Source organism: Pseudomonas faucium (assembly GCF_021602585.1).
Classification (GTDB): domain Bacteria; phylum Pseudomonadota; class Gammaproteobacteria; order Pseudomonadales; family Pseudomonadaceae; genus Aquipseudomonas; species Aquipseudomonas faucium.
In genome coordinates, this window is sequence record NZ_BQIP01000032.1 from 42,525 (window position 1) to 53,352 (window position 10,828).

At 68.0% G+C, this 10,828-nt stretch carries 5 protein-coding genes and 1 pseudogene; all 6 read right to left on the reverse strand.

Translation table 11 applies throughout. The annotated features are described in order from the left end of the window. Window positions 1-26 precede the first annotated feature (26 nt). The 6 genes and pseudogenes from glgX to glgA all read right to left on the reverse strand — a co-directional run bounded on the left by glgX (window position 27) and on the right by glgA (window position 10,661). Complete coding sequence (glgX, locus tag L6D75_RS25140) at window positions 27-2,180, reverse strand: glycogen debranching protein GlgX (protein ID WP_176517986.1); 2,154 nt, start codon at window positions 2,178-2,180, stop codon at window positions 27-29. A 49-nt stretch (window positions 2,181-2,229) separates the two neighbouring features. Continuing rightward, window positions 2,230-2,493, reverse strand: a pseudogene (locus L6D75_RS25145) (DUF2934 domain-containing protein); the annotation flags it as partial. Window positions 2,494-2,507: 14 nt separating this feature from the next. Then, window positions 2,508-5,282, reverse strand: a complete 2,775-nt coding sequence (locus L6D75_RS25150; protein ID WP_176517985.1) for a malto-oligosyltrehalose synthase — start codon at window positions 5,280-5,282, stop codon at window positions 2,508-2,510. Further along, a complete protein-coding gene (gene malQ, locus L6D75_RS25155) occupies window positions 5,279-7,348 on the reverse strand; it encodes a 4-alpha-glucanotransferase (protein ID WP_176517984.1) in 2,070 nt (689 codons plus the stop codon). The genes L6D75_RS25150 and malQ overlap by 4 nt, the downstream gene beginning before the upstream one ends. Beyond that, the gene (treZ, locus tag L6D75_RS25160; RefSeq protein ID WP_176517983.1) at window positions 7,345-9,087 is read right to left on the reverse strand and encodes a malto-oligosyltrehalose trehalohydrolase; all 1,743 of its coding nucleotides are present in this window, start codon (window positions 9,085-9,087) and stop codon (window positions 7,345-7,347) included. The genes malQ and treZ overlap by 4 nt, the downstream gene beginning before the upstream one ends. A gap of 14 nt (window positions 9,088-9,101) precedes the next feature. Beyond that, window positions 9,102-10,661: a glycogen synthase GlgA gene (gene glgA / locus L6D75_RS25165; RefSeq protein WP_176517982.1), complete on the reverse strand. Its 1,560-nt coding sequence runs from the start codon at window positions 10,659-10,661 to the stop codon at window positions 9,102-9,104. Window positions 10,662-10,828 lie beyond the last annotated feature (167 nt).

A 10,828-nucleotide genomic window follows, 5' to 3' on the forward strand; every position in this document is an offset into this window, starting at 1 on the left:
TTGGGACAGGCCCAGGCCGCCCCGGTTCAGTCTTCCTCGTGCTGCAACACCATCAGCAGGAACGAGCGCCCCTTGACCTCGAAGGTGCTGTCGAACTGCAGGTGCTGGGGTTTGCGCATCTCCGGCCGGTCGGTGTCGACCAGGCAGCTCCAGTACTCGCCCTCGGGCACGGTCGGCAACTGGAACGGCACCACATCATGGTGCGCGTTGACGATCAGCAGCATGGTCGCCTCCGACCCTGGCCGGGCAATGCCGCTGACCTGCGCGCGCCCGTCGATGAGCATGCCCAGGCAACGCCCGTGCGGGTCTTCCCATTGCTCCACGGTCATCTCGCTGCCATCGGGGGCCAGCCAGGTGACGTCCTTGACCCCGATCGCCTCGTTGTAGTCGCCGACCAGAAAACGCGAGCGGCGCAGCACCGGGTAGGCCAGGCGCAGGCGGGTCAGGCGCTTGACGAAGGCCAGCAGCTCCTTGCCGTTGTCATCCAGGTCCCAGTTGATCCAGCCGATCTCGCTGTCCTGGCAGTAGGCATTGTTGTTGCCATGCTGGGTGCGGCTGAACTCGTCGCCGGCGACGATCATCGGCGTGCCCTGGGCCAGCAGCAGGGTGGCGAAGTAGTTGCGCATCTGGCGCATGCGCAGGGCGTTGATCTCGGGGTCGTCGGTGGGGCCTTCGACGCCGCAGTTCCACGACAGGTTGTTGTCGGTGCCGTCCTGGTTGTTCTCGTCGTTGTCCTCGTTGTGCTTGCTGTTGTACGACACCAGGTCGCGCAGGGTGAAGCCATCGTGGGCAGTGACGAAGTTGACCGAGGCGTAGGGGCGCCGGCCGCGGTTGTTGAACATGTCGCCCGAGGCGGTCATGCGCGAGGCGAAGTCGGCCAGCTGGCCTTCGTCGCCTTTCCAGAAGGCGCGCACGGTGTCGCGGAAGCGGTCGTTCCATTCCGCCCAGCCTGGGGCGAAATTGCCCACCTGGTAGCCGCCCGGGCCACAGTCCCAGGGCTCGGCGATCAGCTTGACCTGGCTGAGCATCGGGTCCTGGCGGCAGGCGACGAGAAAGCCGTGGCGCTCGCTGTAGCCGTCGTGGTAGCGGCCAAGAATGGTTGCCAGGTCGAAGCGGAAACCGTCCACGTGCATTTCGCCGGCCCAGTAGCGCAGCGAATCGGTGACCAGCTGCAGCACGCACGGGTGGCTCAGGTCCAGGGTGTTGCCGGTGCCCGAATCGTTGATGTAGAAGCGCTTGTCGTCGGGCATCAGGCGGTAGTAGGAGGCGTTGTCGATGCCGCGCATCGACAGGGTCGGGCCACGCTCGTTGCCTTCGGCGGTGTGGTTGTAGACCACGTCCAGAATCACCTCAAGCCCGGCGTCGTGCAGGTGCGCGACCATCTCCTTGAACTCGGCGATCTTGCCGCTGGCCAGGTAGCGCGGGTGCGGCGCGAAGAAGGCGATGCTGTTGTAGCCCCAGTAGTTGTTCAGGCCCTTGTCGAGCAGGTGCTGGTCGTTGACGAAGGCATGGATCGGCAGCAGCTCGATGCTCGATACGCCCAGGTCCTTGATGTGCTTGAGCAGCTCGTCGTTGGCAAGGCCGGCGAAGGTGCCGCGCAGCTCCTCGGGAACCGCCGGGTGGCGCATGCTGATGCCACGGGCATGGGCCTCGTAGAGGATGGTGCGCTCCCAAGGGATCTGCACGCGTTGGTCGCGGCCCCAGGTGAAGGCCGGGTCGATCACCTTGCACTTGGGCACGAAGGGCGCGCTGTCGCGTTCATCGAACGACAGGTCGCCGTCGGGGTGGCCGATGGTGTAGCCAAACAGCGCCTCGGACCATTTCAGGCTGCCGACCAGCTGCTTGGCGTAGGGGTCGATCAGCAGTTTGTTGGGGTTGAAGCGGTGGCCGTTCTGCGGCTCGTAGGGGCCGTGCACGCGGTAGCCGTAGATCTGCCCCGGGTGGGCGTCGGGCAGGTAGCCGTGGTAGATCTCGTCGGTGTATTCGGGCAGCTCGATGCGCTCGATTTCATGCTCGCCGGTGTCGTCGAACAGGCACAGTTCGACCTTGGTGGCGTTGGCCGAGAACAGGGCGAAGTTGACACCCAGGCCGTCCCAGGTGGCGCCGAGGGGGAAGGGCATGCCTTCGCGGATGCGCGACGGGGCGACGGAGCGGGTTTTCTTCGGGGTGCGGGGGCTCATGGCAGTCCTCGATTGGCCGGGGGAGTGGGGTGTCAGTGAGGGCCCCATCGCCGGCAGTAGGCTTCTTCACCGCCCGCGGCTTCTTCGCCGCAGCCGGTTTAACCCCCGGCAGCGCTGCCGCCTTGGGCTCGGCAGGCGCCTTGGGCTTGGCCGCCGCCTTCTTGCGTGGCGCAGCCTTAGGCGCTAGCGCCTCGGCCTCGGCCAGCTTGCGCGCCATCTCCCAGTGGCGGTCTTCCTGCCCGGCAGGCTTACCCTCCGACTCCCAGATCTGATAGGCGAATTCGCGAACACGTTTTTCATCGACACTCATCATGACGCTCCTGATGCTCAAGATTGTTGTATCAACAGATTGACCGGAAACTCCGCCAGTACCGCGCGCAACATCAGTTCCTTTGAAGGGCTGACAGCGGCACTTGGGAAAAGTCCCGTCGAGTTGGCAGGTGACAAGGCAAACGGCAGGATCACCCGGGTGTCGTCCCAGTTCTGCGCCGGGATCAACGGTGTCGTGGCGCCGCCCAGCAGGCCACTGGCCAGGCGTGGGGCGACGATGATGGCGCGCTGGCCTTCACCCAGGCGGGCGAATGCCAGCACCTGGTCGGCATGCCGGCCCTGCACGGTCAGTGGCAGGTAGGCGCCGCGGCGGAACAGTTCGGCATGGGCCTGGCGGCAGTCCAGCACACGGGCCACCAGGGCCTGTTTGATGCGCCCGTCGCGCCAGTGCGCGAGCAGCTCGGCCGGCGTGCTGGCGTCGTCCAGGGTGCGCCGCCTGCAAGCGTAGTCCACCGGCTGGCGGTTGTCCGGGTCGACCAGGCTGAAATCCCAGTACTCGTTGCCCTGGTACAGGTCGGGCACCCCCGGCACGGTCATGCGCAGCAGCGTCTGCACCAGGCCGTTGAGTGCGCCGGGGCAGGCGATCAATTGCGCGGCATCGGCCAGCGACTGGCGCAGCTGCTGGTTCTCGCGGGCGAGCAGCAGGCCATCGACATAGCCGGCGCAGGCGGCTTCATAGCCTTCGTTGGGGGCGTTCCAGCTGCTGCGCAGCTTGGCCTCGCGCAGGGCCTTCTGCTGCCACTGGCGGATGCGCGCGGCGTAGTGCTGCAGGGCGGCGCCATCGTTCAGGTCCAGGCCTAGCGGCCAGCTGCCGAGCAAGGTCTGCAACAGCAGCATCTCATCACCCGGGCTCGGCGCCAGGCCATCGTCCAGTTGCTCGCGCAGCGGCGCGGCCAGCTCGCGCCAGTGCTCCATGCGGCTGGCCAGCCAGGGGCCGCGTTCGCTCAGCACCGCCAGGCGTGCGCGGGTGTCTTCGCCGCGCTTGTGGTCGTGGGTGGCGGTGGCCAGCAGGTTGTCGGGGAAGTCGCGCAGGCGGCGCTGGGCTTCGTTGTGGAAGTACTCAGGGCCGGCGCTGAAACGCTCGGCCTCGAAGCCCACATCGTTGCGCGACAACAGCCGCGCCGAGCGGTAGAAGGCAGTGTCTTCCACGGCCTTGGCCGCGCTCGGCGCGGTGAGCTGCTGGAAGCGCACGCAGGCATGGCGCAGGTGCTTGCGCGGGCGGCCAGGCGGCAGCTGGCGCCAGGGTTGGCCACCGAGCCAGTGCGCCAGCTGCTCGAGCAGTGGCCAGTCGGCTTCGGCGAGGTCCTGGCGGGCATCGGCCAGGGCCTGCTGGAAGAACTTCTCGTCCTCGGCCGGGCGGCCACAGGCGTTGAAGTAGGTGCGGTACACCGGGTAGTGCGCCACCAGCGCCTGCAGCGCCCGGCGGATGGCGCCGAGGGTCAGGTCGCGGGTCATCAGGTCGTCGCGGGCCACCTGCAACAGCGCCTGGGCCACCGATTCGCAGTCGCCGGCCAGGCTCGCGTTGAGCACCAGGTGGCGGGCCTGGCGCACTTCCTCGGCGAACGCCGGGCGCTCGCTCAGGGCGGCCCAGAGCTCGGTCAGCGGTGCCTCGCCGGCCGGGTCGTGCTGCAGCAGCGACACCTGGTTCATGAACTCGTAGCCGGTGGTGCCGTCGGTGAGCCAGTCGCGGTGCAGGTGCTCGCCCTGGCCGAGGATTTTTTCCACGTAGATCGGGAAGTGCTCCAGCGCCGCCGACAGGGGCCGCCTGGCGAGCAGCCCGGTGACCCGCCGGCGCAACTTGCGGCAGTAGCCGCGCGGGTCGGCCAGGCCGTCGATATGGTCGATGCGCAGGCCGTCCACCAGGCCGCGCTCGATCAGCTCGAACAGCTTGGCGTGGGTGGCCTCGAACACCACCGCGCGCTCCACCCGCAGGCCGCCCAGCTCGTTGATGTCGAAGAAGCGCCGCCAGTTGATGTCGTCGGCGGCGGTACGCCAGCTGGCCAGGCGGTAGGTCTGGCGCTCCAGCAGCAGGTGCAGGCGCTTGAAGCCGTTTTCGCAGCGGCTGTCGAAGGCCACCAGCGCCGATTCCAGGTCGGCGCCTTCAGCCACCAGGCGCGCCAGTTCGGCGTGCAACGGCACGGCGGCGGCCAGCGGCTCGGCGGCGTCGCTCAGGGCGGTGAAGTGCTCGGCCAGCGCCTGCAAGGCCGGCTCCGGGCTCAGGGAAAGGATCCAGCCGTAATCGACCGGGCAGATGGGGAAGCGGTGCTCATGGTGGGCCACCTGCAGCACGCCCTGCTGGGCGTCGAACTGCAGCGGCATCTCGCCGTTCTTCAGCACCAGGCCGTAGTCGTTGGCCAGGAACGGCAGCAGCAGTTGGCCCGCCAGCAGCGGGTCGCTGGAGTGCCACTGGATGTCGAAGAACTCGGCATAGGGGCTGCGCCGGCCCCAGGCCAGCAGGCTCTGCCACCAGGGGTTGTCGGCGCCGCCGACAGCCATGTGGTTGGACACGGTATCGAGGATCAGGCCCATGCCGTGCTGGCGCAGGGCGGCCACCAGGCGCTGCAGCGCAGCCTCGCCGCCGAGCTCCGGGTTGACCTGGGTCGGGTCGACCACATCGTAGCCATGGCGTGAGCCGGCGCGGGCCTTGAGGATCGGCGAGGCATACACATGGCTGATGCCCAGCTGGGCGAAGTAGGGCACCAGCGGCACGGCGTGGTCGAGGGTGAAGTCACTGTGAAATTGCAGGCGCAGGGTCGCGCTCAAGGGCTTCATCGGTCACGCTCCCAGGCTTGTTCGCGGGCCTGGGCCAACAGCTCCAGGCGGCGTGCGGCATCGTCATCGTCGAGCAGTTCGCGCACCGGCGCGGCGAAGCGCCGGCGCCAGTTGGGGTGGCCTTCGGTGGTGCCGGGCAGGTTGGGTTGCTCATCGCTGCCCAGCAGGTCTTCAAGGGGGATCAGCACCAGCGGCGCGCGGGTGTGGCCGACGTAGCGGATGGCGGCATCGATCAGCGCGTCGTTGTCCGCCTGCGGGCCGTAGTTGGCTTCCAGGGTGCGGCGCAGGCCGTCGCGCTCCTTCTGCCGCTCGTGGCGCCAGTGCAGTTCGGTGGCGGCGTCGATCAGCTTCAGGCGCTGGCTCCAGTCGATGTCGCGGCTTTGCAGCCAGCCGGCCAGGGGCGCCAGGTCGTGGGTGCCGGTGGTGGCCAGGGCATCGTCCGGCCAGTCGAGAATCGGCTTGAAGTGCCCAGGCTGGGTCTGCTCGAAGGGCAGCACGCGCATGCCCAGCACGTGCTTGGCGGCCAGCGCTTCACGCAGGCCTTCGGGCACCGTGCCAAGGTCTTCGCCGAGGATGATCGCCTGGTGGCGCGCCGATTCCAGGGCCAGCAGGCGCAGCAGGTCCTGCAGCGGGTAATGCAGGTAGGCGCCTTCGCTGGGCTTGCAGCCGCGGGGGATCAGCCACAGGCGGCGTAGGCCCATCACATGGTCGATGCGCAGGCCGCCCGCGTGCGCAAGGTTGGCCCGCAGCATCTCGATGAAGGCGCGGTAGCCATTGCGCTTGAGGCCTTCGGGGGAGAAGGCGCAGATGCCCCAGTCCTGCCCCGAGCGGTTGAGGATGTCCGGTGGCGCGCCGACCTTGAGGTTGGCCAAGAGCTCGTCCTGGCGGCTCCAGGCCTGGCTGCCGGCACCGTCGGCGCCCACCGCCAGGTCGGCGATCAGGCCCACCGCCATGCCGTTGCTGCGCGCCGCTTCCTGGGCGCGTTGCAGGCTGCGGTCGGCCAGCCACTGGCAGAAGGCGTGGAACTCGACCTTGGCCGGGTAGGCGTTGGCGAAGGCTTCGACCTCGGGGTGGTAGGGGTCGTGCCAGGCGCTGGGCCAGTTGCGCCAGTCACCGCCCAGGCCGTGGTCCACGGCTTGCGCCTGCAGCACCTCGAAGCGGCAGTGGTGCTCCAGGGCCTGGCCGGCCGCGGCGCGGAAGCTGTCGAAGTCCTTGCGCAGCGGGTGGTCGCCCTGGCTGAAGTCCTGGTACAGCGCCTGCAGCAGGCTCAGGCGGGCGTTGGCGGCCCGAGGCCAGTCGACCAGCGGTTGCTGTTCCAGGTCTTCGAGGGCCTGCTCCAGGCCGCAGGCCTCGATGGCCATGCGCACGGCGCGCTCGCCTAGCACGGCGGCGGGGCTGGCATAGAGGGTGTTGAGCAGCAGGCGGCTGGAGGGCGAATAAGGGCTGTAGTGCAGTTGGTCAACCGCCGACAGGGCATGGATCGGGCTGATGGCCAGGGCATCGGCGCCGCGCTCGGCGGCGCTGCGTGCCAGTTGCTCCAGGGCCAGGCAGTCGCCGAAGCCGCCATCGCCGCTGCGCCGCAGGCTGTAGAGCTGCACGGCGAGGCCCCAGCAGCGTGGTGGTGGTGGTTGCACCGCGTCTTCCAGGCTGTGGCAGCGCGCAGGCGCCACGGCCAGGGTGAAGCGCTGGCCTTCGATTTCCACCTGGTGGTAGCCGACGGGCAACACACCGGGCAGGCGCGCCTGGCTGTCGAGGGCGACGTTGCGCTGGCTGCCATCTTCCAGGGTGCAACGCGCGGTGCTGGCGGGCTGGAAGTAGTGCGCCAAGGCCAGCGGCTGATCCACGTCGGCGGTCAGCAGTGGTGGCAGGTGCTGGCTGTCTTCGGCGGTTGCCACCGCCTGTAGGCTGCTGTGCACCTCGTGGTCGTCGCCAGCCGGGTGGCCCAGGCCAGCGAGGACCTTGCGCAGCACCTCGTCGCTGACCTGTTGTGGCCGGTTGTTGGCATCGACCCAGTCGCGGGCAAGGCCCACGCGGGCGGCCAGGCGGTGCAGGGCGGTTTCGCTCATGGGCTCTCCTGGCCAGGGGCAAGCAGGCTGACCACGCAGCTGTAGGCCGACAGTGCGGTGTCTGGGTGCGTGGTGTCGCTGCTGTCGTAAAGGCGCCGTTCGGCGGCGGGCAAGGTGACTGCCTGGGGCGTGGGCGCAAGGTTCAGGTCGATGCGCAGGGTCTTGCCATCGCCCAGGCGCCAGCGTGCGGTCAGGGCCTTGTCGCCCAGCACGTCGGCGCCCAGCGCGCGGCTGCCGGGCAAGTGCGGGATCACATGGATGCGGCGCAGCGCCAGCAGCTGTTGATAGAGGCCGTGCCAACCGGCGATGACTTCCTGGCGCTGGGGCCGTGAAGCTTCGAAGGTCTGCTCGGCGTTGGGGTCGGGGATGCGTTCGCGCTGGGCCGGGTCGGCGAAGGCGTTGAAGTGGGCGAACTCGCCGCGCCGGCCTTCGCGCACGGCATCGGCCAGTTCGTCGTGGAAGTCGGTGAAGAACAGAAAGGGCCGGCAACTGCCGTCGTCGTCGCCCATGAACAGCAGCGGGATCATCGGCGCCAGCAGCAGCAGGCCAGTGGCTGCGCGCAGGGCCTGGGGCGGGCACAGGCGGGTGAGGCGCTCGCCCAGGGCGCGGTTGCCGATCTGGTCGTGGTTCTGCAGGAACAGCACGAACGAACTGGGCTCCAGGTGGCCGCTGGGCTCGCCGCGTGGTGTGCCGTGGCGGTTGGCCTGGCCCTGGAACACGAAGCCTTCGGCCAGGCAGCGGGCCAGCTTGTCGATCGGCCGCTGCTGGTAGTCGGCGTAGTAGCCTTCGGTTTCGCCGGTCAGCAATACGTGCAGGGCGTTGTGGCCATCGTCGTTCCACTGCGCATCGAAGCCCTGTTCGAGCAAGGATGCCTGGTTGTGCTCGTTCTCCAGCACCAGCCACACGTGCCGGCCTGGCTCGATGGCGGCGCGCACACGCTGTGCCAGTTCGACGAGAAAGTCCGGTGCATCGATGGCGTGCACAGCGTCCAGGCGCAGGCCGTCGCAGCGGTATTCGCACAACCACATCAGGGCATTCTGGATGAAGAACTCGCGCACTTCGGCGCGGCGAAAATCGATGGCGGCGCCCCAGGGCGTCTGCCGGTCCTCGCGAAAGAACGCGCTGGCGTACTGGTGCAGGTAGTTGCCGTCGGGGCCGAAATGGTTGTAGACCACGTCCACCAGCACCATCAGGCGCTGGCCGTGGGCTTGATCCACCAGCGCGCACAGTTGCTCGGGGCTGCCGTAGTTGTGCTGCGGTGCATAGGGCAGCACGCCGTCATAGCCCCAGTTGCGCTCGCCGGGGAACTGCCCGATGGGCATCAGCTCGATGGCGCTGATGCCAAGCTCGGCCAGGCGCGGCAACTGCCGGGCGACGCCGTCGTAGCCTTGCAGCACGCCGACGTGCAGTTCCTGGATCACCGCTTCGTGCCAGGGCCGGCCATGCCAGGGGTGTTGCCAGGCATAGGCCTGGGTGTCGACCACCTGGCTTGGGCCCTGCACCCCTTCGGGCTGGTAGCGCGAGGCCGGGTCGGCCACCTGCAACTGGCCATCGATGCGGTAGTGGTAGCGGTCCCCGGCCTGGCAGGGCGCCACGCCGGTGAACCAGCCATTGTCTTCGCGCAGCAGCTCGATTGCCGGCTGCTGCTGCAACTCCAAGCTCACGCTGCGCGCATCGGGCGCCCACAGGGCGAAGCGCGCCGACGTGGCGTCCAGAAGGTGTGCGCCATGCCTGTGCATCTTCGACTCCCCGCTCAGTAGTGGCTGAACTGTGCCTGCTTGACCAGGTCCTCGTAGAGGCGGGCGTAGGGTTCGACCGCCTGGCACCAGTTGAACGGCTGGGTCATGGACAGGCAGCGCATGGCATTGAGCAGGTTCTTCTTCCCATAGATATAGAAGGCCCGGCTCAGCGCCTCGCGGTAGCTTTCCACGGTCGATTCGTCGAACAGAAAACCCGTGACGCCGTTCTCGATGGTGTCGGCCAGCCCGCCGGTGTTGCGCGCCACCGGCAACGAACCGAAGCGCTGGGCGTACATCTGGCTCAGGCCGCAGGGCTCGTAGCGCGATGGCATGAGCAGGAAGTCGCTGCCGGCGAACATGCGCCGGGCATCGGTTTCGTTGAAGCCGATGCGCACGCCGATGCGGCCCGGGTGGCGCAGCGCCAGTTCGCGCATGGCTTGTTCTTCTTCCGGCTCGCCGCGGCCGATGATGGCGATCTGGCCGCCTTGCTCGACGATGTAGTCGGCCACGCCCAGGGTCAGGTCCAGGCCCTTCTGGTACACCAGGCGCGAGACCACGGCGAACAACGGGCCGCTGGACGGTTCGAGTTCGAACAGGCGGCGCACCGCTTCGGCGTTGCGTGCCTTGCCCTCCCAGTCGTTGATGCTGAAATTGTGCTGCAGGTGGGTGTCGGTGGCCGAATCCCAGCTCTCATCGATGCCGTTGGGAATGCCGCCGAGCAGCCCTTGCTGGGCCTTGCTGGCGAGAAAGCCGTGCAGGCCGCAGCCGAATTCCGGGGTGGTGATTTCACGGGCGTAGGTGGCGCTGACCGTGGTGATGTGGCTGGAGTAGGCAAGGCCGGCCTTGAGGAACGACAGCTTGCCGTAGAACTCCATGCCTTCCTGCTGCATGGCATGGTCGGGGATCGCCAGCTCCGGGCTGCAGGCGCGGCTGTACACACCCTGGTAGGCCAGGTTGTGGATGGTGAACAGGGTCGGCGTATTCAGGCCGCGCCAGTGCATGTAGGCCGGGGCCAGGCCGGCAGGCCAGTCGTGGGCGTGCACCACTTCGGGCTTCCAGTGGATCTTGCCTTCGCCGGCAGCGATTTCGGCGGCGGCCAGGCCCAGGCGGGCGAAACGGATGTGGTTGTCGGGCCAGTCGCGACCGTTGTTGGCACCATAGGGCGTGCCGTCGCGCTGGTACAGCTCGGGGCAGATGAGCACGTAGATGACCAGGCCGTCGGCCATGTCCATGCGGCCGATCTTGCACGGCGGCAGGGCGGCGTGGCCACCGAGTTCGCCGACGATATGGATGGGGTTGTCGCTTTCCATCACCTGGCTGTAGCCGGGGATCAGTACCCGCACATCGTGCAGGTGCGCAAGGGCCCGGGGCAGTGCGGCGGAAACGTCGCCCAGGCCACCGGTTTTCACAAGGTCAGCGATCTCCGAAGTGACGAACAGGATCTTGCGCTTGTTCGGGTTGTGCTGGCGCTGGGCGCCGGGTGCCTTGGCTGTCGTGGCGAAGCCTGGGGTGAGGGGTTCGCGGTTTTCCGGGTTGAATGAATCTACGTGAGGTTCGACAGCGGCACTGATCATACTTCTCTCCGTCCCTATGTTGTGGCCGGGTGCTGGCACCCGTTGCTCTTGTTTCGTTGTTGGTTTTCTCTGGTTCGTATCTTCGTAGTGCGGTCCTTGCCCCAGGGTCGTGCGCGCAGGCACGGCGCAATCGGCATTCCGGCCGAAGGCGAGTGAGCGGGTTGGGG

Coding starts and splice junctions, on each gene's coding strand:
- glgX (WP_176517986.1), bottom strand. CDS start 2,180: ATGAGCCCCCGCACCCCGAAGAAAACCCGCTCCGTCGCCCCGTCGCGC.
- malQ (WP_176517984.1), bottom strand. CDS start 7,348: ATGAGCGAAACCGCCCTGCACCGCCTGGCCGCCCGCGTGGGCCTTGCC.
- treZ (WP_176517983.1), bottom strand. CDS start 9,087: ATGCACAGGCATGGCGCACACCTTCTGGACGCCACGTCGGCGCGCTTC.
- glgA (WP_176517982.1), bottom strand. CDS start 10,661: ATGATCAGTGCCGCTGTCGAACCTCACGTAGATTCATTCAACCCGGAA.
- L6D75_RS25150 (WP_176517985.1), bottom strand. CDS start 5,282: ATGAAGCCCTTGAGCGCGACCCTGCGCCTGCAATTTCACAGTGACTTC.